25 protein-coding genes and 1 pseudogene are annotated in these 25756 nt (G+C 23.2%); 10 read left to right on the top strand and 16 right to left on the bottom strand.

Features of this window, described 5'->3' with window-relative positions:
- Positions 1-104: 104 nt before the first annotated feature.
- The 7 genes from licT to T324_RS0102440 form a co-directional block, all read right to left on the bottom strand.
- On the bottom strand, positions 105-950 hold the full coding sequence (gene licT / locus T324_RS0102470; RefSeq protein ID WP_028328806.1) for a BglG family transcription antiterminator LicT: 846 nt from the start codon (positions 948-950) through the stop codon (positions 105-107).
- Between the two features lie 234 nt (positions 951-1184).
- Entirely contained in the window at positions 1185-2261 is a 1077-nt protein-coding gene (locus T324_RS0102465) for an alpha/beta hydrolase (RefSeq protein ID WP_038374957.1), read from the bottom strand.
- A gap of 191 nt (positions 2262-2452) precedes the next feature.
- Positions 2453-3622 (bottom strand): iron-containing alcohol dehydrogenase, encoded by a 1170-nt coding sequence (locus T324_RS0102460; protein WP_028328804.1) that lies wholly within the window; start codon positions 3620-3622, stop codon positions 2453-2455.
- 196 nt (positions 3623-3818) lie between these two features.
- Positions 3819-4925, bottom strand: a complete 1107-nt coding sequence (locus tag T324_RS0102455) for a glycosyltransferase family 10 domain-containing protein (protein ID WP_038374955.1) — start codon at positions 4923-4925, stop codon at positions 3819-3821.
- A gap of 104 nt (positions 4926-5029) precedes the next feature.
- Positions 5030-6043, bottom strand: a complete 1014-nt coding sequence (locus T324_RS0102450) for a hypothetical protein (RefSeq protein ID WP_028328802.1) — start codon at positions 6041-6043, stop codon at positions 5030-5032.
- 112 nt (positions 6044-6155) lie between these two features.
- Positions 6156-8306, bottom strand: a complete 2151-nt coding sequence (locus tag T324_RS17640) for a hypothetical protein (protein WP_028328801.1) — start codon at positions 8304-8306, stop codon at positions 6156-6158.
- Between the two features lie 187 nt (positions 8307-8493).
- Complete coding sequence (locus T324_RS0102440; RefSeq protein ID WP_028328800.1) at positions 8494-9417, bottom strand: hypothetical protein; 924 nt, start codon at positions 9415-9417, stop codon at positions 8494-8496.
- A 216-nt stretch (positions 9418-9633) separates the two neighbouring features.
- Between T324_RS0102440 and T324_RS16560 the strand changes: the two genes are divergently transcribed.
- The 3 genes from T324_RS16560 (at position 9634) to T324_RS0102425 (ending at position 12379) form a co-directional block, all read left to right on the top strand.
- The gene (locus T324_RS16560) at positions 9634-10671 is read left to right on the top strand and encodes a radical SAM/SPASM domain-containing protein (protein ID WP_051436776.1); all 1038 of its coding nucleotides are present in this window, start codon (positions 9634-9636) and stop codon (positions 10669-10671) included.
- A 639-nt stretch (positions 10672-11310) separates the two neighbouring features.
- Positions 11311-12096 carry a 16S rRNA (cytidine(1402)-2'-O)-methyltransferase gene (gene rsmI, locus T324_RS0102430; protein ID WP_038374953.1) on the top strand — a complete coding sequence of 262 codons (786 nt, stop codon included), beginning with the start codon at positions 11311-11313 and terminating at the stop codon, positions 12094-12096.
- Positions 12086-12379 (top strand): flagellar biosynthesis anti-sigma factor FlgM, encoded by a 294-nt coding sequence (locus T324_RS0102425; protein WP_028328798.1) that lies wholly within the window; start codon positions 12086-12088, stop codon positions 12377-12379. Before rsmI ends, T324_RS0102425 begins: the two co-directional genes overlap by 11 nt.
- Positions 12380-12486: 107 nt before the next feature.
- Here the strand turns inward: T324_RS0102425 and T324_RS0102420 are convergent, their stop codons facing one another.
- Together T324_RS0102420 and T324_RS0102415 are read right to left on the bottom strand one after the other, a co-directional pair.
- Positions 12487-13416, bottom strand: coding sequence for a helix-turn-helix domain-containing protein (locus T324_RS0102420; RefSeq protein ID WP_028328797.1), 930 nt, complete (start codon positions 13414-13416; stop codon positions 12487-12489).
- Positions 13413-14177, bottom strand: coding sequence for a sensor histidine kinase (locus tag T324_RS0102415; protein ID WP_425387417.1), 765 nt, complete (start codon positions 14175-14177; stop codon positions 13413-13415). The genes T324_RS0102420 and T324_RS0102415 overlap by 4 nt, the downstream gene beginning before the upstream one ends.
- A 602-nt stretch (positions 14178-14779) precedes the next feature.
- Here T324_RS0102415 and T324_RS0102410 point away from each other — a divergent pair.
- From T324_RS0102410 to T324_RS0102400, 3 genes are all read left to right on the top strand, one after another.
- Positions 14780-15274 (top strand): hypothetical protein, encoded by a 495-nt coding sequence (locus T324_RS0102410; RefSeq protein WP_028328795.1) that lies wholly within the window; start codon positions 14780-14782, stop codon positions 15272-15274.
- Positions 15267-15794, top strand: a complete 528-nt coding sequence (locus T324_RS0102405) for a ComF family protein (RefSeq protein ID WP_028328794.1) — start codon at positions 15267-15269, stop codon at positions 15792-15794. Before T324_RS0102410 ends, T324_RS0102405 begins: the two co-directional genes overlap by 8 nt.
- Positions 15795-15870: 76 nt before the next feature.
- On the top strand, positions 15871-16695 hold the full coding sequence (locus T324_RS0102400; RefSeq protein ID WP_028328793.1) for a DinB family protein: 825 nt from the start codon (positions 15871-15873) through the stop codon (positions 16693-16695).
- A 52-nt stretch (positions 16696-16747) separates the two neighbouring features.
- Here the strand turns inward: T324_RS0102400 and T324_RS0102395 are convergent, their stop codons facing one another.
- Entirely contained in the window at positions 16748-17731 is a 984-nt protein-coding gene (locus tag T324_RS0102395; RefSeq protein ID WP_028328792.1) for a D-alanine--D-alanine ligase family protein, read from the bottom strand.
- Between the two features lie 150 nt (positions 17732-17881).
- Between T324_RS0102395 and T324_RS0102390 the strand changes: the two genes are divergently transcribed.
- Together T324_RS0102390 and T324_RS0102385 are read left to right on the top strand one after the other, a co-directional pair.
- The gene (locus T324_RS0102390) at positions 17882-18334 is read left to right on the top strand and encodes a DIP1984 family protein (protein ID WP_028328791.1); all 453 of its coding nucleotides are present in this window, start codon (positions 17882-17884) and stop codon (positions 18332-18334) included.
- 748 nt (positions 18335-19082) lie between these two features.
- Positions 19083-20582, top strand: a complete 1500-nt coding sequence (locus tag T324_RS0102385; RefSeq protein WP_028328790.1) for a DUF2828 family protein — start codon at positions 19083-19085, stop codon at positions 20580-20582.
- 212 nt (positions 20583-20794) lie between these two features.
- Here T324_RS0102385 and T324_RS17635 read toward each other — a convergent pair whose 3' ends face one another.
- The 6 genes from T324_RS17635 to T324_RS18715 all read right to left on the bottom strand — a co-directional run bounded on the left by T324_RS17635 (position 20795) and on the right by T324_RS18715 (position 23902).
- Positions 20795-21292 (bottom strand): hypothetical protein, encoded by a 498-nt coding sequence (locus T324_RS17635; RefSeq protein ID WP_051436775.1) that lies wholly within the window; start codon positions 21290-21292, stop codon positions 20795-20797.
- Between the two features lie 198 nt (positions 21293-21490).
- On the bottom strand, positions 21491-22972 hold the full coding sequence (locus T324_RS16555; protein WP_051436774.1) for a DEAD/DEAH box helicase family protein: 1482 nt from the start codon (positions 22970-22972) through the stop codon (positions 21491-21493).
- 8 nt (positions 22973-22980) lie between these two features.
- Positions 22981-23280 carry a hypothetical protein gene (locus tag T324_RS0102375; RefSeq protein ID WP_156920134.1) on the bottom strand — a complete coding sequence of 100 codons (300 nt, stop codon included), beginning with the start codon at positions 23278-23280 and terminating at the stop codon, positions 22981-22983.
- The gene (locus tag T324_RS0102370) at positions 23265-23459 is read right to left on the bottom strand and encodes a hypothetical protein (RefSeq protein WP_156920133.1); all 195 of its coding nucleotides are present in this window, start codon (positions 23457-23459) and stop codon (positions 23265-23267) included. Before T324_RS0102370 ends, T324_RS0102375 begins: the two co-directional genes overlap by 16 nt.
- A 75-nt stretch (positions 23460-23534) precedes the next feature.
- On the bottom strand, positions 23535-23768 hold the full coding sequence (locus T324_RS16550; protein ID WP_051436773.1) for a site-specific DNA-methyltransferase: 234 nt from the start codon (positions 23766-23768) through the stop codon (positions 23535-23537).
- Positions 23769-23776: 8 nt separating this feature from the next.
- A complete protein-coding gene (locus T324_RS18715; RefSeq protein WP_281171792.1) occupies positions 23777-23902 on the bottom strand; it encodes a hypothetical protein in 126 nt (41 codons plus the stop codon).
- A 225-nt stretch (positions 23903-24127) separates the two neighbouring features.
- On the opposite strand from T324_RS18715, the pseudogene T324_RS16545 reads away from it, so the two are divergent.
- Both T324_RS16545 and T324_RS16540 read left to right on the top strand, forming a co-directional pair.
- Positions 24128-25347: pseudogene (locus T324_RS16545) on the top strand (phage capsid protein).
- Between the two features lie 186 nt (positions 25348-25533).
- On the top strand, positions 25534-25731 hold the full coding sequence (locus T324_RS16540; protein ID WP_245580610.1) for a hypothetical protein: 198 nt from the start codon (positions 25534-25536) through the stop codon (positions 25729-25731).
- Positions 25732-25756 lie beyond the last annotated feature (25 nt).

Raw genomic sequence — 25756 nt, 5'->3', positions numbered from 1 at the left:
CTCCAATATAATAAATTTTTTATTTTATAATAGTGAAGGTTTGGCCAACTTAATGTCACCATCCAAATATATATTAAATCCTATAAATATTTGCTTATAATAAATTATTCCTTTCTTTTGGCTTTTTCTATATGTATAGTTAAATATAATTTCTCCTCATCGCTTATATCATAAGAATAAGAAAGTAAAATATATTCAGCTATTTTTAAACTGCATTCATAAGCATCCTTGTATTTTTGTTTTACTATGCTAAGCAAATCTTCATCTTCTTTATCATTATAAATATTTTTCTGAAATAGCCTCAAAGCAAAAAATTTTAAATGAGTTATAAATCTATTATAATAAATAGAATCTTCATTAAACTTTATATTAAAATGCCTTTCTACTATCAAAACAATTTTTTGTATAAGTTTAGTAATTTCTCCCATTTCTTTTATACAGTTGCAATTATCATTAGTTTGAGCATTCACTATATGAAGTGCTATAAATCCTGCCTCATCTTCAGAAAGTCTAATATTAAAATCATTTTCTACAATATCCAAAGCTTTCAAGCCTATATCATATTCATATTTATAAAACTTTTTTATATCCCAAAGCATCATATTTTTTATATTTATATTATCCTTGCATCTTAATACTGCCATGTATATATGATCCATCAATGTTATATATAAAAAATCATTTAAACTTCTCTCCGCTTTAGTTTTAGCATATTCTATGATTTTCTCTGTTGTATTGAAATATTCTATAGGTATATCTTTAAGTAATTGCTGAAGTTTATTGTTATTATCATAGTCAGCAAGTAAAAATATTTTATCAACTTTTTCCTCTTCTATTTCATCCCCTACTTTCTTTTTGAAAGATATTCCTCTGCCCATAACAATTTTTTCTGTTTTATCATCTTCAAAAATAACAGCTACATTATTATTAAGTATTTTACCTATTTTCATAGCATGTTCTCCTAAAATAAAAAAACCTACTTATATAAAAATAAAATATATAACTTTTCCTGATATTTCATTCTTATATAAATAGGTTTAGCTTGCCGAAATACAGCAATAACTATCCAATAATTAACTAGAATATAATAAACTATATACTATTTATTGTCAATAACTTTTTGTAATATCCTAACTATTTAATATAATTAAGATATTACAAATAAGTAATTGCTTATTGTTTCATTATTTTAAATTGTCTTTGAAAAATTGAACCAATTTATCAAATGGTATTTTGTCCATATTATCATATAAATCAACATGATCGGCATCTTCTACTATTAAAAGTTCTTTAGGTTCTTTAGCCTCTTTATAAACATCTTCTGAATAATATCTTGAATGAGCTCTATCTCCTGCTATCAACAATATAGGAGTTGGAGATACATCCTGAAGATTATCCATCAAATTGAAGTTCCAATAAGAAAAAGGCATAGTAGCTGTCCAAGAAGTAACGAAGTTTATTGCTCTAGGATGATAAGCTCTTTTAGCATAATAATTGTAGAAAGCAGCAAATACAGGATCTGCATTTTCTGGTAATTCTTCCGGAACAACCATAGCAGAAGCAACCAAATTATTATTTTCATCAAAATATGGTTCATGATTTCCTAATGCATAACTTTTATTTTCTGCATCCTTCCAACGCTGTTCGCTTAAATATTCTCTTATTTTTCTTCTTTGCTCCGGAGTATAATAATCCTGATGACCTTTACTCATATCTCTTGACATATCGTACATTGAAGCTGTTGCAACCGCTTTTATTCTAGTATCAGTTCCAGCGGCAGTTATAGTCATACCGGAGAGTCCGCATATACCTATTGCTCCGATGCGGTTTCTATCTACATAATCAAGCAAACCTAAATAATCAACAGCTGCACTGTAATCCTCTGTAAATATATCTGGTGAAGATGTGTTTCTTACAGTTCCTCCGCTTTCTCCTGTAAAAGAAGGATCAAAAGCTAAAGCTACAAAACCATTTGATGCCATCTCCTGAGCATATAATCCAGAAGATTGTTCCTTAACTGCTCCGAATGGTCCTGATACAACTATTGCAGGATTTTTTTGATTAGTATAATTTTCCGGTAAATATAAATGACCTGCTATTTCTATACCGAAACGATTTGTAAATTTTACCTGCTTCATTTCAATATTTGTATAAACTTTAAATACTCTTGTATCCATATTCTTATCTCCTTTTGTTTGACTATTCTCTGAATTTCCAGAATAGTTTGCATTGCATGACACAATAAAAAACAGCATTAACATAAATATTTTTTCATAAGTTTTTTAGCCTCCTAATCATTAATGTTTGTACTAATTATAGGAGATTTATAATATATATCAAATACTTATGTATTATATAGTTTTATACTTAAAAAGCATAATATTTTTTAATACAAAAAACCCCAAGCATTATATAATAACACTTGGGGAAAACTATGATTAGAATATATTAATTAAAAGTCGACGTCTTTTCCGTAGTAAGCTGCTTCTAATACTTTTTTCATGTTAGCAGCGTCAGTTTCTCTTGGGTTAGAACCAGTACAAGGGTCAGCAACAGCATTTTTAGCTATATCATCACATTTTTGTTTGAAGTGATCTTCTGTTACGCCGTTTTCTTTGTAAGTTTGTTTAATGCCTAATTTAGTATTCAATTCTTTAACTTTGTTTACTAAAGAAACTGTAAGTTCTGCATCAGTATTTCCAGAAAGTTTTAACATTCTGGCAATATCTGCAAATCTATTAGCACAAACTTTTGAATTGTATTGAATAACATAAGGAAGAAGTATAGCATTGCATCTACCATGAGTAATATGGAATTCAGCACCTGTTTTATGAGCCAAGCTGTGAACTATACCAAGCAAAGCGTTAGAGAAAGACATACCGGCTAAACATTGAGCAACATGAAGTTTTGCTCTTCCTTCTTTATCGCCTTTAACTGCTTTTTCTATATTATGAACAATCATGTCAATAGCTTTCATAGCTAAAGCATCTGTTATATCTGTTCTAAGTCCTGCAACATAAGCTTCTATAGAGTGAGTAAGTGCATCCATACCAGTATCAGCAGAAACTGTTTCAGGCATTGTCATAGGAATAGAATAATCTAATATAGCAATGTCAGGAGTAATTTCAAAGTCTGCCAACGGATATTTAATGTTAGTAGAATAATCAGTTATAACTGAGAAAGCTGTAACTTCAGAAGCTGTACCGCTTGTAGAAGGTATAGCTGCAAAAATAGCTTTCTTTCTAAGTTTAGGCATAGTGAAAGGAGTTTTGATATCATCGAATTTTTTCTCAGGATATTCATAGAACACCCACATAGCCTTAGCAGCATCAAGTGCAGAACCTCCTCCTAATGCAACTATTACATCAGGATTAAAAGCTCTCATAGCCTCAGCACCTTTATAAACTGTTTCTATAGAAGGGTCTGGTTCAACACCGTCAAATATTTTAACTTCCAAACCAGTATCTTTTAATATCTTTTCGCATTTATCAAGGAAGCCTCCCCTTTTCATAGAAGAACCGCCTGTAACTATTATAGCTTTTTTATAACCTTTTAAGTTTTTTAACTCTTCCATAGCGTTATCGCCATAGTATAAATCTCTAGGAATTGTAAATCTTGACATATTTAATCTCCTAAAATATCTGTTTATTGTTCTCTATTATAACATTTAAAAATATAGTGTCAATAATAATATTATTAAATATATACATTTTTAAAGAATTTTACCATATAAATTTTTAAATTTATAATTATATATTATAAATTTTATTATTATAGTATAATTGATGATGATTATTAATATTATTTGAAAAATATTTCTATATTAATTTATTAGCTAATTCTTCTATCTTTTCATGTAACAGCTTTATTTGACCATATATATATTCAAGTGCATTATCAGTAATAAATCTTTGCTGTGAAACAAATTTATCATACAAATCATCATTTTCATGAAGAGATTTTATTTCTTTAATAAGTTCTTTATTATCAGAATCTATATCCCAATAAAGAACAGCATTTTTATTAACAATATCGCCTTCTAAATTTTTATCGCCATTCCATATTGGTATACATCCTGTTTTAAAAGCATCAAATAATTTTTCTGTTATATATCCATCTTCTATGCAATTTTCCGGGCATATATTAAATTTAAATTGTTTTAAATATTCGTATTTACTATCATTAAAATCATTCTTTAATGAATCGTCATTATGCAAAAATTTACTCGGACAGCTAACTTTATCTATTTTGGATAAACTATCATATATACTGCCTCTTAAATTGTTAGCTCCTCCCCAAGTTGCTATTAATGAAGCAAATTTTGTTTTTTTAAATTTAGCATTATTTAGTTCAAGTATTCTTTTGTATATATTATCTTTATTAAGTTCTATAATATTAAAATTCCATCTTATCCATAAGGGAAACCTTATATAGTTTGAATTAGATATATGATTAAATCCTAAAGATAAATCACATAAATCTATACAATTATCATTATAATCTTTTCTAAATACTTGAACAGGCTCTTCTGTATAAAAAATTTTTATCTTTGCTTTTGATGAGATGACATTTTTTCTATCTCCATAAACATAAAATAATTCTATATCAGGATCATATTTAGTAAATAATAATTTGATATTCTTCTTTGATAAAATAGATTGAAAAATTAAAAAATAATCACATCCTTTTGATATATCTTGATAGTGATTACTTTCCTTCATAAAAAATATACAATTGTTAACATTTTTATTAATAGATCTTATTTCATTTCTTAAATCAAATAATTCAGTTTTTAATGTTTTTACATCATCTTTTATTTCTTTTATATCTAAAATATTATAAAATAAAACTCTTAAAAAATATCTGAATTTCTTAAATGGTATTAACCACAATATCTTATCTATATATTTTTTGCTGTCTTCCATTTTTATTCCAAAATAAAAAATTATTAATTTTTATACACATATAATACAGCATAAAAAATCTAATATATTTTATGCAATCATTATATATTAATTATAATAAATTATCAATTTAATATTAAAGATACGGATTCATATTCTAACATACTTTTAAAAATTTCATTAAATTGATTATCATTATCTATGTATTTTTTGATTTTCACTAAAAATAAATTCTTTATTAAAAGATCAAAAATAAAATTATTAGATGATGTAAAAATAAAATTTTCTTTTTTAAGATAGCTTTTTATAAAATTAATCATATTTATATTTAATACTTCTCTAAAACTATCTCTCACTTCTCTTTTTGAGATAAACCATGAAACTTTATTTATCAAATTATTTAAAGCATTTTTTATAATAAAATCATAAATATTTTCTTTGTCTCTTAATAATAAAAATGGAGTATAATCGTATTTACCAATATTAATATCTTTTAAATCATATTTTTTAGTAAGAATGGAAAATATGCTTTGGTCATGTCTATGTTCTTTAAATCCGTCAAAATTTGGTATTTTGGATGGAGTATCATCAGCTAAAGTAAAATCTTGATAAAATACATCAAGCCATTCTTTTACAAAATTTAATGTAAATTGATTCTTTTGAAATAATAACACTGTTGCTGCTCTTTGACTTGTATCAGTAAATAACTTATCATCAAGTTTTTCAAAAAAAGAAAATAAATCTGCTTTAGTCCAATATTTTTCTAAAAGCCCTACATTAAAAAATAATATTTTATTATCAATTACTTTATCCAAATATTCATAAAAACAATCTAATCCATTTTTATCTATATGGCATCCTATATCAGAATAAATTACAATATCATCATCATTCATATTTTCTAATGTATTTAAAATTATAAAAGGTTTCCAACACCAATATCCAAACCCTCTACTTTTTACTAATTGGTTTTTAAGTAAAGAATCAAATTTTTCATTTTTTGGTAAATTATATTGATTATATATAAGTATTTTATCAAATATTCCAAAATCTTTTGCTTGATTTAAAAATCTTAAATAAGAAGGGTATAAATTTAAACTATAAAATGAAAGCAGATATATATTTTTATTTTTATACATTACTAGTCTCTAAAAAGTGTTAATTCTAATACGATATATAAATTCTATTGCATTTCATAATATATACCAATATATTTTTTTATTATATCACAAATATTCAAATAATCAATTATTATTCTTCATCCTTAATTTTTTCAAATTCAAATATATACCTGTTTCTATATGTTTTTCTTATATTTGTATATCCATAGCATGCATCAATAAAATTGGAATTCATATTTAAATTCAAATCTAAATTATTTATAACAAAGAAATTGCTTGGAGAATCCATATTTATATTTTTTTTAAGTTCTTCATAACTTTTCATTTTTTTAAATGTAATAGCTCCTGTACCTCCAAGTATTGAATTATTATAATATCCAAAACGTCCCGTTATTACATATATATTTATAGAATCTAAACCATTATTTAACAATAAATTATCAACACTATAATAAGATTTTACATCCTCATAATAATCAAAATTTTTTGGTGTAGTTATATTATATATGTATATTATAGATATAATTAACATTAACATATATCTTATATACTTCTCTTTTATAAAATATAAAAACAATGGCAAAGATAAAAATATTATCGGAAAAGATGTTGTACAATATCTTGGTATATTAAACGGAGCATTAATATTAGAATATATAGTAAAAAGTAATGCTACAAAAACTATAATAATTAAATAAAATATATCCATATTAAATTTAATAGTATTTTTATTTTTAATCATTCTAAAAATACTTAATAATATATAAAAAACTACAAATATAATTAAATAAAGTAAAATATCTACAAAACCTAAATAATTTATATAACCCAAAACATTTTCAGGAAATTTAAAACTAACTCTTGCTCTATCATTAGAAATTAAAAGTGAATTAAAAAAACTATTATAAAAAATTTGAGATAAAGGAAAAGCTATGACAAATGATGATGCAAAAAACATAAGCTTCTTAATATTAAAATAAATATTTTTTCTATTAATTTCTATTAAAAATAACATAAATATAAATATAGATAAAATAAAAACGAATATTATTGAAGAAACTAATGTTAAATATAAAAAAGAACATGATAAACTAGTTAATACAAAATATTTAAATGATAATTTATTATTTCTATATATACAAATAATTAAATAACTAAAAAATATAAATAAACTTTCTTGCAATTGATATGGTCTTAAAAACATAGAAAATGTTATAGAAGATGGTATTAACGATATACATAACATAGAAAATAAAACAATATCTTTATCTTTTATAAGCATCCTTAATAATTTATACATGAATATATATGATACTAAAAAGAAACAAATATTTAATATAGTACCTATTAATATTATTTCCTCTATGGAATAATTGAATCGAAAGATAAGTGCTGTTCTTAACAAAGAATAATAAAAATTTGAGATATATGGATCATGAGTATATTTATACATAATACTTATATCTTTAAAATATTCATGTAAATTGTTATTTTCTCTGCTCATATCTGCATCTAAAGTACTTCCTATATGATCAGTATCATAATCTTGACTAAAAATGCATATAAGAGTAGCATATTCATCCCAATATATATCTTTTTGATTAGATGCATAATGTATACGTATAAATGATGCTAAAATAAATATTATAATCAACAATATTATGTATACTTTATCACTAAAAAGTTGTTTACTTTCATATACATATAGTATTTGTTTATCTTTTTCTATTAAAAAACGTATAAAAAATATTATACTAATATATATAAATATTATCAAAATGTATATTAAAAAACCTATTTTTATATTTAGTTTATATTCTATATTGTATTTTTCATCTGAGTTTATTATTTTAGTAGATATTAATTCTCCAAATGGACTTCCATTTACATTTGTTATATATTTTATAAAACTATTTTCTTTCAAAGCTTTATCTGAATTGGGATATACTCCATATATATCGCTATTTTTAAAAACTTTAGTATGATATTTTATCTTAAAACCATAACTATAATTTGTAATACTTTTATTAGTTAAAATATAATTCAATAGTTTATCTTCATTTATTTTATTATTTACAATAAAATCATTCTTCAAATGACCCAAACCATTTAATTCTAAAGTTTTAATCATATTATAACTTTCAGTTTGAAAATCAGATATATAACCTTCTCTAGGAATATTTCCTAATATATACAAAATGATTATCGGAAGAAATAAAATAGATATGGAAATTATATATATAAATAATTTATTATTTCTGCAATTGTCATAGTTTTTCATATCGATAAACTACCTAAAATTACAGATAATAAAATTATTAAATAAAAATAAATGATTATGTGTTGTGTTGTGTTGTGTTGTGTTGTGTTGTGTTGTGTTGTGTTGTGTTGTGTTGCATGATAAACACCAGTATATTTTTATTTATTATACTATAAATATAAAAAATTATCAATTAAAAAATTAATTATTATTCTCTAGAAAAATTTTGATATATAAATTTAAATGGTATATAAATTTTTCCATTTTCGGCATAATCATTCCATAAACCTTGAGGAGGCGGTTTTAATTTTTTGGCATATTCTATAGCTTTTGAACATGAATTATCTAAGCTAGTCTGACCCTTTTCAGATGTTTTTAAAAACTTCTCAAAACCAATATTTCCCTCATCATCAATAGAAATTAAAACTTCTACTTCATCCGTTCTTATAAGTCCTAAATAATGTGCCTGATTAGGAATAGTTAAATACCAAGAATCTCTTATAGAGCCAACAAGTGCATAAAAATACCAGAAATACTCTTGAGCTTTAGTTCCTAATTGTATGCTTCCTGTTTCACTTGAAAAAACAACTGCCCTATCCGCACCTTCCTCAAAAGAAGCAGGAATTTTAGTATCACCTTTAAGACCAGGATTTTTAGGCTTATAAGTTTCTACATTATCTCTGCTTATATCCTTTCCTAAATCTTTTTTCTGTTCATTAGGCATATTGTTATTATTAGGCTTTATATTTTCAGTAGGACGTCTTTCTACTATAGGACTATTTGCTCCGTCACCCAAGAAAGAAAAAACAGAAGTATCAGAAAATGTTTTAGAAGGTTTTACATCTGTCATTCCTTTAGATCTCAAAGTTTTATCAGAAGCAAAAGGTGTATCCTCTTTACTTTCCTCTTCTTCAACCTCAGGTGTTTCTACTAAGAACATATAATCATCTTTTTTCTTAGTTTGTTCTTCTTCAGCTTGCTTTAATTTTTCATAAGCAAATACATCCTGCATTATAGATGTATTTATAAAACTAAATATAAATATATGCAATATAAAAGATACTATAATAGAGAATATTATATCTTTTCTTTTTATTATTCTATTTTTAAATTTCAAAAACTTTTCTTTCATAATAAGTATTTTATACCAATTATTATATTTTACAATATTATGTTTATCATTTTATATAAAATTCATTTTCACTTGACATTATAACAAAATGCTATAACATATGTTCAATTACAATACTTTAAAACAATATATTTTAAAATTTGTTAAAATTTAAATAATATCTAAAAATATTTAATATTCAAATAGTGAAAAGATTACATAAATAAGGAAATAAAAATGGCTGATTTTAAAAAAATTAATAAAATAGTTTGGTGGATTCCCAGTAAAAAAATAAGAAATTTTATAAGAGAATATACAGCATCTGCAGAACTTGGTAAAGACTATAATCAAAAATGCAGAACTTTAATAGATAAAACAGCCAGGTTATTAACAGTTCAAAATGATAATGATATTAAGAAAAGATTATTTAAAGAAAATGTTTATTTAGTTGAAATTGGAATATCATCATATTGTAATAGAAAATGTTGGTTTTGTCCTAATTCAATTGTAGATAGAAGATCAAATAATATACAATTAGATGAAAAATTATTTTTAAAAGTAATTAATGAACTTAAAGAAATAAACTATTCAGGAATGATAAATTTACACAGATATAATGAACCTCTTTATGATATGGATCTTTTAAGAAAAAGAATAGAACAAATTAACGAATATATACCTAATTCAAATGTACAAATATTTACGAATGGAGATTATTTAAATATAGAATATTTGGAATTACTTAGAAATTTAAATGTAAAAAATATTATTATATCATATTATTATGATTCAGTTGATAAAAATATTGAATTTGATATAGACAATATAATACAACCCGGAATGGATAAGCTATTAAACAAATTGAAATTAGAATATGAGATCTTAAAAAGATCAGAATATGAATATTATATAAAAATAAAATATTATAATATGAATATAATATATAAAGCACAAAATTTTAAATATGTCGCCACTCCAAGAGGAGAAACAATAACAGATATAAAATTAAATAAAAGAACTATGCAATGCTTTATGCCGGTTATAGGAATACAAGTAGATTATGACGGCAATTATACGCCTTGCTGTGAAATAAGAAGTGATATAGAAAGTCATAAACAGTATATATTAGGAAATATACAAAATGATACTATTTTTGATGTATATACTAATGAAAAAATGACAGATTTTAGAAAAGACATTTTTTTAATTGGAGATAAAAAACATGTATGCATGCATTGTACTCAAGGAGAATACAACATGCCTGGATATTTTTAACTAAAAAATGTTTCACGTGAAAACTTGCTATATATAAACCTACTTTATAATAAAATACATTTATATACCAACAAACAGAATCTATGTAAATTAAATTTAGCATATAGTAAAATAATAATTATAAAATAAAAAAATATATAAACATTTATTACGTATTTTATAACAGTTTAAATGTAACAAAAACATAATCATATTATTTATATCATAGTTTATATTTCTTCAAAATTTTTATCTTTGCACAAGTATATTTTAATACAATGCATTTATATTAAAAATCATATTTAATATATTATATAATTTTAATTTGTATATAATCATTAATTATAGAATTAAAAATTTTAAACTTATTTGTTATTTTATCTGTAAATATAACAGTATAGCTTATAGATTACAAAAATACAGCTATATTGTTAATGTCTAAAAGATATTTTCTATAAAATATTATTTTCAAATGTTTCACGTGAAAACTTTTTATAAGTGGCCTAATATTATAAAAATATATGTCGTTTATATATCTATTTTTTAATAACATATTTGTTGTATTAATAAAAACTTTAATATATAATAAAAAAAACAATTAAGGAGTTCATTATAAAAAAGAATAATAAAGATTTAAATATAAAAAATGATTCCCAATTTATTGAAGAAATTATAGATAGTAATAACAATAAAAATGAAGTTGAAAATGGTGTAATATATGTAGTTGCCACTCCTATAGGAAACATAGAAGACATAACTATAAGGGCATTAAAAATACTTAAAAATGTAGACTTTATATTAGCAGAAGATACAAGGGTTGCTTTGAAATTATTAAATTTTTATAATATAAAAAATACAATGTTTTCATATCATAGTCATTCATCTGAGTACAGAATAAATGAATATATCAAAAATATTTTAGATGGAAAATCTGCTGCTATTATAAGCGATGCTGGAACTCCATGTATAAGCGATCCTGGAGTAAGCATTATAAAAACAGCTATAGAAAATAATATAAAGATTGTGCCTGTAGGAGGAATATCCGCATTTACTTCTTTGCTTTCTGTATCCGGTCTTTCAGGCAATACTTTATTTGTAGGATTTCTATCTAATAAATCAGGAAAGAGAAAAAATCAACTTAAAGATTTATATAAAAATCAAAAGAGTATTATAGTAATTTATGAATCTGTTTATAGAATAAAAGATTGTATAGAAGATATTGTTAACATATTTGGAGAAAAAACGGATATTGTTATCGGAAGGGAACTTACTAAACAATTTGAGCAAATTATAAGGTCTGAAGCTAAAAATATTCTTGATTTTTTTACAGATGGTAGTATACTTACTAAAGGTGAATTTTGCATCATTATTGATAATAGAAAATCTAAAGTATGCGAAGCTAATGCCGAAAATAATTCATGTAAGGAGTCAGATTATGACAATTGATAAAATAGGCGGCACATCAAATATACAGCAAAAATCAAATGTAAAATACAATGATAAAGTTTCTAAAACAGGTTCTGATAGAATAGAAATTTCTAACGAATCAAGATTAGCTTTGCAAAATGAAAGACTTATTAATATCATTAAAGAAGCACCTGATGTTAGAGAAGAAAAAATAGCAGAAGCTAAACAAAGACTTGAATTATATATGAAAGATGGAGCTTTAAGAGAAGAAGTATTAAATTCTCTTGCTAACTCTATTATAGATTCTATGCCTTTAGATTAATATCATTTTAGGTCTTTATAATAGATTTGTATTTTAAAATAGTAAGGATTTATTCGCTTACTATTTTTTGTTTTAAAGTTATCATAACCAAGTAAAATTGAATTCGCCTATTTAGAAAATTTATTAACTAACTCTACCCTATTTTTTACCCCTGATTTCTCGTATATATTAGCAACATGATTATTAACTGTATTCAAAGATATATCAAGTATTAATGATACTTCCTTATTAGTTTTTCCATCAAGCAAATAAGAAAGTATTTCTTTCTCCCTTCTAGTCAAAACTATATTATCTTCAATCTTTTCTCTTTCATCATTATTAATAACAGTCTCAGTAAAGATGTTTTTATTCTTAACTATATTTATGAAATACCAAGATAAATATCCAAGCATAACTAAATTCCACCATATATAAAATAGAATCAAAGTTATATCCATAGAGCCAATGTCAGCAGCTTCTCTTCTATATAAAATTAACTGGTATATTAATATTGGATATATTATTATAGTTATTATTCCAAGCATTTTTACTATAAGTTTTATAGTCTTATCTTTTATATTCTTATAATTTATAAAGCCTATTATAAATAGATATGTAATCGAAGCATAAAATATAACACTGCTTAAAATATATATATCAAATTTAATTAATATTCCTAATATTCCTAAAATAAAATGTATAACAGACAAAAGTATATATATAATATTTTCTCTGAAATTCCATTTCAAATTTAAAAATCTATATAAGAATGCAGGTATAAAATAAAGCATTAAAGACATAGCTATACTAAAGGTAAAAAAATACAATATATTAAATATATTATTAGACATAAAGGATGGTATAGTAAGGAAACTAAAAAGTTTTACAGCCCTTATAAGCAAAAGAAAAGCAAAACTTAATAAGAATATTATATAATATTTAAGCCATGCCACTCTTTCTATTATATAATATATAATAGAATAAAGTATGACAGAAAAACCTATCATAAATCCCAATAAATATCCAAATAAAAGCACATAAACTAATATATAATTCATAACTTATTCTTAGCTGGAAAAATTATATTAATCCTTTCTTTATTATCCAAAACCTCAAACCAAATATTTCCTGAATGCATTTTTATAATATTATAAGCAGTATACAAATATAAATTATTAAAAGTGCTGTTTTCATAAGATATTAAAGGTGTTTTAAAAAATTTTCTCTTTATTTCTTTAGGTATGCTGTCGCATTCAAATATTATTGATATATCAATATATTTTTTTACACAATCTGATCCATTGCTGCATTCATTGTCATTCATAATTAAAAAATCTTCATTATCATAATGTAAAAAATTACATAATATACTAATATTGCTATTAACTTTTATTATGTTATATATAAAAGTTAGTATATTAAATAAACTGCTTATTAATTTATTCCTATCCATAAGAACAGTACAATCTTTATTTATGTTGTTATCTATAGTAAATTTGACTCTTTTAGATTTAAATATATCAGAAAAATTATCAATAACATTATTTATTATATTATCAACATTTTCAAAGTTCATATTAAGCTCAAAAGATTTAGAATTAATATCATTAAAATCGTTTAATGCTTCCATAGTTCTATCTATAAAAAAAGACTGCCTCATTACTATATTTTTATATTCTTCATCATATTTTTCCAAGTTCATATATTTTGATATTACACAATTATAATTTTGTATTTCATATATAAGATTAGATATCAAATCTTTTAATTTATCATTAATATAAAAACTTTGTTTCATAGCCTTAATATAAATAAACATAATATATTTTTTAAATTATAACATGAAATAATTAAAAAAGCTAATTATGTATTTAAATATTAAATTCAAAATTTGAATTTAATGTTTAAATTTATAAAAAGAATTTTTATTATGAATTTATACAGTATTTTATATTTAAAATTATTAACATTATGAACAAGTTATCAACATAGTTAAATTAATTGAATTCATATAATATTTCATAAGATAAATTTAAATTTTGAAGTATGTATAATTTGTCTTAGTATAATAATATTATATATTAAATTTTTTAAATATATTTTTTATTATTATTAAACTGTTTATATGTTGATAAGTTTTTGCATATAAGAAGAAAATAGAATTTTATTAATAATATATTGTTGATAACTTTTTTTATATTAACAGTTTGAGTATTTGTTTAAAATAAAGAATTTAATAATAGAATTTATAATTTTTCTTAATTTCAAATTTGTTTATAATGTTAATAATTTTTTATTTATTATTAACAAATTATCAACATATATGCTAGGGTAGCTTTATATTTGATTTTTTGGCAGATTAAATTTGAAAAAAATTGTATTTTAAGTATAATATATCAAAATAATATCTGGATTATTAATATGACAAGTTTATCATTAAGAAAATCAAATATTAATATATTTATTTTATTTATTCTTAGTGCATTAAGTTTAGCATGTCCTATTTTAACACATTCTTTAGGATTAAAAGGAAATGAATTTCTGCCTATATTTTTTACTTTATCTATAGGGGCATATATACTAAATCCTTTGTTTTTAATAATACTTTCTATAATTTCCCCATTGATGAATTATTTTATTACTAATATGCCAATGCCTCCAACTTTGTATTTTTTGATATTGGAAGGTATTGTATTTTCTTCTATTGTGGTACTATTAAGAAATAAAAATATATCATTTGTTTTAATTGCATTATTGGCTTTTATATCAGCAAGATTATCATCTTTTGTATTAACTTTTATTTTTGATGTAAGTATTAATGATTGGTTTAATGGTGTCATAAATAGCTATAAAGGCATAATAGTAAATGTTTTATTTTCAAGTATTACATATCTTATATTAAAAAATAATGAATGATATTTTTAATCCGTATAAAGTTTTTTATGTTGATAATACAAAAGTAACTGCACTTGGAGATTTAGATAAAGAACTTGGAGATGAGCTTAGGGCTTTTAAAAGCAAAAATATTGATTTTCCAGTTAAAATAATAGAAAATATAAAACATTATATTAACAGTAATAATAAATTTGATATTGTAATTTATATACCTTCTAATAAAAATAACGGTATTATGAATTTTTTTGCTGATTATTTTTTTAATGAATTTAATATATTGAAGCTAGACTGCATAAAAATAAAAAAGGATATAAAAGAACAAAAATTTTTAAATACTTTAAAAGAAAGAAATGAGAACATAAAAGATGCATTTGAAATAATAGAAAAGGATAATTTAATAAATAAAAATGTACTTTTGATAGATGATGTTTATGCTTCAGGAGAAACATTAAAAGAAGTTATTAGAATATTAAAAATATTTCCTTTTTCATTTAATTTAGAATGTTTGATTTTTTGCTATAGAAATCATATTTTTAAATAAAATATTTTTACTAGAATATTGAATTATCAAAATAAAATATTATAATATATAAAAATAAAAATTAAGGGTTATTATTATGATAGAATCTAAAGTAAAAGAATTAACTAAAAAAATAGAAATGGAATCTAAGAAATTAGATAAAAAAATTAAGGACATAGAAAAAATAAAGGCAAGCATAACAAAAGATTTGAAAAAAAATGTTAAGGAGTTAAAGACTAAGCAATTAAAGAAACTTCAGGAAGAGAAGAAAAATATTACAGATAAAGTTAAGCAAATGAAAACTAATCTTATAAATGCTAAAAAAGAAAGTGTAGAAAAAGGTGTAAATAAAAAGATAGCTGCAAGCAAAAAAGCTGTTGAAAACAAAAAGCCTATAGATAAAACAGCAAAAAAAATTATGAATATGATGGCTTTATATAATAAAACTGCCAATGCAAATCTTATTGAAATTTTAAAGAAAGTTAAAGAGGATGATTTGAAGAAAGATACAGGAGCTCATTTTAAATCTATATATGGAATATTTGTTCATATTATTCAATGTGATATGTATTTCTTTAGTGTATATAGAAAATATTCAAACAAAAAAACTATTGCAAATGAAGAGTTATTAACTTATTTGAATGATGATTTTACTTTCAATAAAGATATAGAAAAAGATTTCCAAACTTTAATAGATGTAAGAATGAAACTTGATGATGTTATAATAGCTATAGTTAATTCTATAGATGATTTTAATATAACAGGAAAAGTTTCAGTTCCTAATTTAGAAGTGAAAAAATCAAGATATCATTTAATAATGCATGAGCTTAATCATAATACGCATCATAGAGGCGAGATTTCTGTACTTTTAGATCAAATGGGATACAGTAACGATTATTCTAATTTATTGACAATTATTTGATTTCTATAATATAATCCTCCAAATATAATTTTATTTGGAGGATTTTTAATTTTTATTGAAGCAGTCCTAAAACATATAAAGCAATGTCTTCAAATCCCATCCCTTTATATTTGGCCATAGCAGGTATATCTGAAGTGTCAGTCATACCGCTTTGAGTATTAACTTCCATTAGATAAACTTCATTGTTTTCACCTATGATTGCATCTATTCTGCAAAGACCTGTGCAGCCTAATACTGTATATGCTTTTTTAGCAGTTTCTATAACTTTATTTTCTATTTCTTTTGATATTTTAGCAGGCATTTCTAGTTCTGTTTTTCCAGGGGTATATTTTGCATCATAATCATATATTTCATTTTTTGAATTTATACCCAATATAGGAAATACATAAATATCATCACATTCTTTAACTAATCCTATAGTTATTTCTTTACCCTTTATATAAGGCTCTATAAAATAATTGCTTACATTATCTAATTTATCAACTATACTTTCAAATTCATTTTTACTTTTTATTAGTGATACTCCTACACTAGATCCGCTTGATATTGGTTTTAATATTATAGGGAAATTAAATACTTTATTATCAGCTTTAATACCGTCATCATTAACAGAGCTTACATTTTCAAGAAGGAAAAAATCAGATGTTGATACATTTGAAGATTTCCATATTCTTTTAGTATAAACCTTATTCATACAAACGGCACTTACTAAAATATTCTCTCCAGTATATTTTATATTAAGTGTTTCCAAAAGTCCCTGTATAGCTCCGTCTTCTCCAAAAGTTCCATGAAGTATATTATAGCAGTATTTTATCTTTTCTTTTTTTAAGATATTCACCAATTCAAAATAATCCTGAACATCTATTAAAATACAATTATCTTTAAGCTCATCGAAACTTGTTAATGCTTTAAAAACATTTTTTCCGCTTCTAATAGATACTTCTCTCTCTTCATTTGTTCCGCCATATAAGACAGCTATTTTTTGATTTTTAAAATGATTTAATATTTTCTGTTTTAATTCTTCATTTAATATCATATTTCATCCATGAATTTTATTTTGTATATTCATAAATAATCTAAATACTATTAATTATCGTATAATTTGAAAATTCTATAATTTTAAAATTTTTATTTATTGAAATATCTTTATTGTTATACTATTATAATAATAAAAAAGGAGATATTTATGAAATTAGGAGAGGCTATATTAAAGAGAGATGAATATATAAAAAAACAAGAAGAGCTTAAAAAAAGAGTAAAGAGCAATGTGGCTGTAAAGGATGATAATGAAAATAATGAAAATCCTGATGAATTAATAAAAAAATATATAGAAATAAATAATGAGCTTTCGGATTTAATTTTAAAAGTAGATAATAAAGAACATGAAACTAAACTTCATATAGGAATATCAATTTCTGATGCTGTAAAGATTAGAGATAAATTATATAGAGAAATGGAAATTTATAAAACTATTTTAAAAGAGCTTAACAGTAAAGATTACAGAAATGCCAAAAATGAAGTTAAAATGAAAGTGCTTGTCAATGTTAAGGAAATTCAGGAAGAGGCTGATAAACTATCAAAGGCTTATAGTGATATTGATGTTATTATACAGTCAGCCAATTGGAATGTTGATTTATAATAATAATTTTTAAACGCACGGTTAGTAATACTTTATTTATAATTAAAGTTTGAATTCATATTTAATTTTGTATTTTAATTCATTCTGCGTGCGGTGAATAGACTATAAAATTAAATAACGCTTGGGTGGGTGCTAATAAATTATAATTTAGCAGTCAAGGAAATATAAAATAAAAATTGCAAAACAAACAAAAAAACTAGAGGGTGGGGTAGTGTAATTAGATTTTAAAATTTTATTCACATACCCCGCCCTTTATTCTTGATAACTAAATTTTGAATTTTAATATTCACTATTCTTTAAAACCTATTTAGAATTTTCAGTACCCGCCCAAGTTGTATCTAGTTTTAAAAAATATTGACAAAATAATATATTAAAGATAAAATTAAAACAGATTCCAACAGCAATATATTTAAGCCACAGTCTGGATTAAATGGAATCTAGTTTTTTATTTTGCAATAATAATTTTTAGACACGAACAGCAGTTATTTAAGTTAAGTCTCCATAATTAGAAGGATTGACTCCCTTCGCCATTTTTAATGGTTTATTAATCGTGTCTAGTTTTTATTTTGAAATAATATTTTTTTAGACACGAACAGCGATTTATTTTCTGGTAAGTAAGAAGGTTCAACTCCTTTAGCCATTTTTAATGGTGTATATCGTGTCTAGTTTTTTTAATTCTATGCTTATTTAATCATAGGCATAGAATATTTTTTATTATAGAACTTTTTATTATAGGAGAATTCATTTTATGTCTTTTTTAGATTTGCTTAAAAATTCTTTTAATAAAACTTATACACAGAATTTTGCTGATAGCAATATTTCATCATTAAGCAGTGTAATAGATTTATTTGCCACTATGGGAGCAAGTAGATTAAAAAAAGATGATGAATTATTAAAATATTTTATAGATGCTTGGAGAGAAAGTCCTGAACTTACAGCTAAATCTATAATGTATTTGAGAGATATAAGAAACGGCATTGGTGAGAGAAAAATTTTCAGAAAATATATTAATATTATGGTTAAACAAAATCATACTCTCACTGCAATAGAAATCCTTAAAACTATACCAGAGCTTGGAAGATGGGACGATATTATTTATATATGGTATGGGAATAGAGAAAATAAAAATATTTCTGACTTTACAAAAAATATAATATTAGAGCAATTAGAAAAAGATACAGCTACCGATAATGTTTCGCTTCTTGCTAAATGGCTTCCTAGTGAAAATACTTCATCAAAAAACACAAGAAACATTGCAAGAGAATTAATACAGCTTTTAAATATGAACACTAAAGAATATAGAAAAACTTTATCTGCTTTAAGAAAGAAAATAAAAATAATAGAAAACAATTTAAGAGAAAAAGATTATACATTTAATTATTCTTCAGTTCCTTCACTTGCTATGAGAAAATACTCAAAAGCATTTATTAGAAATGATGAAGAAAGATACAAACAATTTTTTGAAGATGTAAAGTCAGGAAAAGTAAAATTAAATACAAGCGTCTTAACTCCTTTTGATGTTATAAGAGAGATTTTAGACTGTAACAAAGAAGATATAGACTCAAGAAGAGAAGAATTTGATTTAACTTGGAAAAATCTTCCAAACATTTTTGGAGATAATAATTTAAATGCTATTGCTGCATGCGATGTATCTGGAAGTATGAGAATGGCTTTGAATGGAGAACCATTAATATGTTCTGTAGCTTTGGGAATATATATAGCACAATTAAATAAGTCTGCATTTCACAATCATTTTATAGATTTCTGCGGTAATTCTAAAATGCATGATATATCAAATATAAATAATATTGTTGATGTAGTTGATTATGTTTTAAGGTCATCTATTGATATGAGTACGAATATAGATTCAGTATTTAAAGCCTTGCTTGATACTGCTGTAAAAAATCATGTACCGCAGGAAGAACTTCCTAAATATATAATAATAATTTCTGATATGGAATTTAATCAATGCGAAATGCAAAATAAAACTAACTTTGAATATTGGAAAGAAATATTTAATAAAAATAATTATAAACTTCCTACAATAATTTTCTGGAATGTAAACTCATTAAGCAGAATAATGCCTGCTTTAAAAAATGATGATGTATTATTTGTTTCTGGAAGAAGTCAGAATGCTATAAAAAATATAATTAATATAGACAAATACGATTTAACAAATCAAGATGAAATATCAATGCTTTTAATACTTGATACTTTAAAAGATTATAGTATTGATATAAAGGACTAATTAAATATAATTCTATTTAACGCACGGTTAGCAATATTTTATTCATAATAAAAATTTAAATTCACATTTTCTTTTATATGTAAATTCATTCTGCGTGCGTTGTGTAAATTTATAAATTAATTTCTTCTTTAAAGTATTTAATCCAATCATTAGCATTATCTATGTTTGTAAAAAATGGCATACCTATAATTTTATACTCATTTGTATTCAATTCAAAAATATCTTTTGGATTTAAACTGATACTGTTTTTTAATGAAATTAAAAATTCCGTATTCTTTATTCTTATTTTCTTTTGTAAGATTAAAGAATTTAAAAGGTTTATTTTCTATATTTATATTATTTAATAAATCAACTATAGAATTAATTTCTATAGTTAAATCAGAAAATGAATAATTTTGCTTATACCAAGAATATAGTTTTATGTGCATTGGTATTTCTTTCAAAGTTACAGATGTAATTTTACCCATAGATTCTATAGGTTCATAATTACTACTTTTTTCAAATACAATCTTTTCATATTTTCTTGAAAAAGTTTTACATTCATGTTTAAACTCTTCTTTATATAATAGTAATAGTTCAACTACTTCATCAAATGGTTTTTTATATCCAAAAAATGTTTTTTCCCCATTGTATATTTTTATTTTTTCTTCAAGACTGTTTGAAAATACATAATTATTTTTTGCAAAAGCTTTCAGTTTATCTTTAAGCATAAACTCTTTATTATCATATGTTTCTTGTTCAATAAGACCTAAATCCCTTAAAGCCTCTTTTATCTCATAAATATATTTACTATTTTTTTGGCTATGGTAATAAAGTGTTTCTAATATTCTTTTGTCATTATCTAAATCATTATCATATTTTCTCTTATAAGTACGCTCATCATTTCCATCAATATCTAATTTGATAGGCTAATATCTTGCTCCTCTACCTATTAATTGAGCCTCACTTATCGTAGTTTTACCAAATATAGATTTACCTTGCTTATTTTTTTTGTAATCGGCATCTCTAAAATTATATAACCTCACTATGTCGAAAAGATTTAATACATCCCAGCCTTCATTTAATTTATTCACACTAAAAATAGCACGTATAGGATTATCATCATTTTCTAATGTATTTAATAATTTATTTTCTAATAATAATTGCTTTTTTTCTTTCACTGTCATTTTTTTTATATTCTCTTCATACTCATTTCCATTATTTTTAGTCTTTTTTTCTTCATCAAAATTAGTTGTTAATTGATTTTCTATTTTAAACTCTTCTTTTATCCTAATAATAAAGTCATCAAAGTTCTTATATTTATTTTTAAAATATTTAATAGCCTTATTAAGAATATCATTATTATCTTCATCAGATTTTTCTAACATTTCTATATCTTTAATAGTTAAGTTATCTATTAACTCATTAAAAATTACTTGATTTTCAAGTGATTGTTTTACTGATTGATTAGATTTAAATAATATAACAGGTTTTATATTAATTTTATTATTATTTGCAATTTCTCTTCTATATTCACTTAGAATAACAGCTCCAAGCATTAAATATTCATTAACTACATTATTTTGAAGAATATTAATTTCTTTAGAATATAAATCCTTTCTAAAGTGTATTAAATCATATTTATAAATAATTTTATCTTCATATTTTTCTTTAATGTTTGTATTGTTATAGTCCAAAGTAGCTGTAAACTCTAATAGATAATTATTTTTATTTAGATTTAAAATTGCTTTTATAGTGTTTTCCCAGCTTGCAGATTTTGTTTTTGGAGTATAATTATTTTCATCATCAAACATTACACTTTGTGAAGAAGAAGTAGCTTTTGAAGTTTCTGAATTAAAATGATGAGCTTCATCTGCCAATATTACTATTTCCTTATCTTTTAAATCTTCAAATGTAAGAGCGTTTTCTCTTTCTTCATTAAACATACTATGAAGAGATTGAATTGTAGTTATAAAGATATTTATATTGTATTTATCATCATCAAAATAAAAAGATTCTTTAATATTTACATCTATATTATTAATTTTAATATTAGGTTTAAATAGATACTTATTGCTATTATAATCAAAAAAATTATTTTTAGTTTTTTCAATAATATTAGTTAAGTTTACACAGAATATAAAGTTTCTATAACCTTTTTCATAAAGATAAAGGATTAAAGAAGCCATAATAAGAGTTTTACCGCTTCCAGTAGCCATATTAAACATAAGATGTTTATTTTGATTTTGACAATCTATATACTCATTTGTGTATAATATAAAATATTGCAGAGCTTCTTTTTGATATTCTCTTAGTGGATATTTAATGTTATTTAAAATAGATTTTGGTATTTCTATTTCTTTTATATATTTGTTTCCAAACTCTTCTTTAATTTTTTGCTGCAATATCATATATAGTCCTATTTAATTTTAGAGTAAAATTCTTCTGATAGCTTTATATCATTTTTATTCAAATTGAAATTTTTATCATACCTTTCAGAAAAAGGAACATAGAACATGTTTTTATCTAATATATTCAATAAAATATTTTTCTTTTCATCAAGATCTAGATTAAGAAAATCAGTATCATCAGTCATAAGTTTTGTATTTTCAAAATAGTCTATTTTTAATCTATGATTAATAACAGATTTTGTTTTCATATTATTAAACAATTTTTCAAACTCTTCATTATTTTGAATATTATTTATTTTTTTATCCAAGTTTCATTGTACTTGGCAATCTCACAATAAATAAACTCTCCACCACCATTCCAATTAATTTTTTTAGAAATACCAATTTGTTCACCTTTTATAACTTTTTTAAGTCTTTCTTTTGTAATGTAAAAATATTCATCAATCTGTTCAATACCTATATATCTTCTATTAAGTTTATGAGCCACAACAAGTATCTTCTTTAAATAATACTTCATTTATCATTGTCTCCTTTCTATTAATACGTTTAGTTTCTTCTTTAGTCATACTCCATCTAATACACAATCTTTATAAGGGTAATTAAGCACTATGTGATCTTCATTCATTATAAATCTTTCCGTATTAGAGTTAATAAGTCCTATTTTATTAATATATTTTGTAAAACTATTTCCTAAAAACCTAGCATCATTAATACACGTTCTAAACTCTTCTGACTTAAAAATAGTTACTCCTTCTAAATCTTCAAAAAAATAATCTTTACATCTTCTATCACTCAAAAGTAATTTTATAATTTTTTATCATATACTCTTGAATCTTCAACAATCTTTGATATTAATAATTCATTATTCTCAGATAAATAGTCACTATTTTTTGAAAAAAATTCTCGTAAATAAATATGTATATTACTCATATTTTAACCCTATTTAATATTATGTTAAATTTGATATTCTCGGATATAAGAATGAATTACTTTAAATCAAAATATATATTACAATAATAGCGGTTGATTATGTTGAAAATAAATTTATTTTTTATTTTTATTACCGTGCGTATTTTGCTTTATTACTTACAAAATAAAAACTTATAATCACTTATATTTTTTATTATTAATATAAAGATTAATTTTAAGGTTTTTATTTATCCAAATATAGAAAATAAACAATCACAAATAGAAAAAATTATTGAAGAATATGATAATAAATTGAAAGATAAAAACAGAGAGATAGAAAAATTAAATGATGAATTAAACAGAGTATCAACTAACAATTATAATTTAGGCATTCCAAATGTGATGTCTAATAGGGGAGATGAAAGCGGTGATTTTTCATTCCCTCATAAATGGGCATTGACTTGTAAGAGAATGGAGAACTCTATTTATCTTGAGCCTATACTTCAGTTTTATAGAGGAGTTTTTAATTCTTTTAATTATTTTATAGAGAAGCCAAAAGAATGCGAAGATAATGAGAAAGTCAATAATGCATATAACTTTTTTATAAGCCAATTTGAAAGAGCAGGCGGACTTAAAAACTTAATAGTTAATGTTTCTTATAATGCATTAGTTTACGGATTTTGTTTTTTTACTCCTAAATTAGAAGTTCTGCCTGCTAGGGCTTACGGATTTAAAGGAAGACTTGACGGTTTAAGAGGATTTAAATATTTTCAATATACAGATTCAATTTTGATGAACATGACAGCGATGAAATAAAAAGTATAAGTATTATAAAAAGACATAAAGAAATTTTTAATGGTTCATTAAATTATGATGAAGCTAGTATTATAGATATAGATTTTGATTTAGCTTTAGCAGGATATGCAAGTTATGGAAGTATTGAAGGCGACATTATAGGAAAGCCCTTTTTGTACAGTGCATATTCGCTTTGGCAGATTTTAGAATCTATGGATAATAGTTTTAATCGTAATTTAAAAAATATAGGTGAGCATAGTTTTAATTTTATAGCAAATACAGAGCTTAATGATTCAAAGCGTAAAGAGGCTGAACGTGAGATAAGAAATTTTATAAATAACGGCGGCGGAATTTTTATTTCCAAGTACGGCAAAATAGAAAAAATAGAAAGTATTGATGCTAATGAATGGTATAATTTTAGAGACAGCATGCTTTCAGCCTTATTCAAAAATAAAGGTGTAGATATTAAAGCACTTGGTTTAAACAAAGGAGCTACTAAATCATTGGCGGAACTTACTCAGGATAATGCACTTCTTATGGCAAGCGATATTGTTTCAGGTATAATAAATTATATAAATAATAGTTTTATTAAAAGATATTTTGATTTGAATTTTAAAAGTTTAAGACTGTCAGGCGAATGCGATTATTTCAGGATTTCTCATTCTATATAAAAAAATAATTATCAATAGAATAATTTTATATATAAAAATATGGCTAAATCCAATAAGTGTTGAATTTTTATATGTATATACAGTTGTTATTAATTAATTTTTGTATATACTATATTTATATATAAATTCAGTTATCATTTTTTGTTGTTTTACGATATTAATAAAAATCATTTTAAGGGGGCATTTATGGCAGTTAAACTCTTCAGTAAAGAAGAATTGCAAAAATGCACTACAAAAGAAGAAGTAGAAGCATATTTTGATTCTTTGGGTATAGAAAAAAATGATTATGAAACAAAAATAGATGCACTTACAAAAGCATGCAATTCTAAAGCTATAAAGTATTTTGGCAATATATCATTAGAAAAAAATATAATGATATATTAGTAATGTTTTTAGATGAAGAAGTTAG

It is taken from the genome of Brachyspira alvinipulli ATCC 51933 (assembly GCF_000518245.1).
Taxonomy (GTDB): domain Bacteria; phylum Spirochaetota; class Brachyspiria; order Brachyspirales; family Brachyspiraceae; genus Brachyspira; species Brachyspira alvinipulli.
This window is presented reverse-complemented; position numbering and strand designations above follow the sequence as displayed.

Excerpts from the sequence above, each read along its gene's own strand:
- T324_RS0102455 (WP_038374955.1), bottom strand. The coding sequence starts at position 4,925 with ATGGAAGACAGCAAAAAATATATAGATAAGATATTGTGGTTAATACCA.
- T324_RS17635 (WP_051436775.1), bottom strand. The coding sequence starts at position 21,292 with ATGCTTAAAGATAAACTGAAAGCTTTTGCAAAAAATAATTATGTATTT.
- T324_RS18715 (WP_281171792.1), bottom strand. The coding sequence starts at position 23,902 with ATGAGTAATATACATATTTATTTACGAGAATTTTTTTCAAAAAATAGT.
- T324_RS0102425 (WP_028328798.1), top strand. The coding sequence starts at position 12,086 with ATGACAATTGATAAAATAGGCGGCACATCAAATATACAGCAAAAATCA.
- T324_RS16555 (WP_051436774.1), bottom strand. The coding sequence starts at position 22,972 with ATGATATTGCAGCAAAAAATTAAAGAAGAGTTTGGAAACAAATATATA.
- T324_RS16560 (WP_051436776.1), top strand. The coding sequence starts at position 9,634 with ATGGCTGATTTTAAAAAAATTAATAAAATAGTTTGGTGGATTCCCAGT.
- T324_RS0102415 (WP_425387417.1), bottom strand. The coding sequence starts at position 14,177 with ATGTTTATTTATATTAAGGCTATGAAACAAAGTTTTTATATTAATGAT.
- T324_RS0102395 (WP_028328792.1), bottom strand. The coding sequence starts at position 17,731 with ATGATATTAAATGAAGAATTAAAACAGAAAATATTAAATCATTTTAAA.
- T324_RS0102460 (WP_028328804.1), bottom strand. The coding sequence starts at position 3,622 with ATGTCAAGATTTACAATTCCTAGAGATTTATACTATGGCGATAACGCT.
- T324_RS0102405 (WP_028328794.1), top strand. The coding sequence starts at position 15,267 with ATGAATGATATTTTTAATCCGTATAAAGTTTTTTATGTTGATAATACA.
- T324_RS0102390 (WP_028328791.1), top strand. The coding sequence starts at position 17,882 with ATGAAATTAGGAGAGGCTATATTAAAGAGAGATGAATATATAAAAAAA.
- T324_RS17640 (WP_028328801.1), bottom strand. The coding sequence starts at position 8,306 with ATGAAAAACTATGACAATTGCAGAAATAATAAATTATTTATATATATA.
- T324_RS0102410 (WP_028328795.1), top strand. The coding sequence starts at position 14,780 with ATGACAAGTTTATCATTAAGAAAATCAAATATTAATATATTTATTTTA.
- T324_RS0102465 (WP_038374957.1), bottom strand. The coding sequence starts at position 2,261 with ATGTTAATGCTGTTTTTTATTGTGTCATGCAATGCAAACTATTCTGGA.
- T324_RS0102385 (WP_028328790.1), top strand. The coding sequence starts at position 19,083 with ATGTCTTTTTTAGATTTGCTTAAAAATTCTTTTAATAAAACTTATACA.
- T324_RS16540 (WP_245580610.1), top strand. The coding sequence starts at position 25,534 with ATGGCAGTTAAACTCTTCAGTAAAGAAGAATTGCAAAAATGCACTACA.
- T324_RS0102420 (WP_028328797.1), bottom strand. The coding sequence starts at position 13,416 with ATGAATTATATATTAGTTTATGTGCTTTTATTTGGATATTTATTGGGA.
- licT (WP_028328806.1), bottom strand. The coding sequence starts at position 950 with ATGAAAATAGGTAAAATACTTAATAATAATGTAGCTGTTATTTTTGAA.
- T324_RS0102440 (WP_028328800.1), bottom strand. The coding sequence starts at position 9,417 with ATGAAAGAAAAGTTTTTGAAATTTAAAAATAGAATAATAAAAAGAAAA.
- T324_RS0102450 (WP_028328802.1), bottom strand. The coding sequence starts at position 6,043 with ATGTATAAAAATAAAAATATATATCTGCTTTCATTTTATAGTTTAAAT.
- T324_RS0102400 (WP_028328793.1), top strand. The coding sequence starts at position 15,871 with ATGATAGAATCTAAAGTAAAAGAATTAACTAAAAAAATAGAAATGGAA.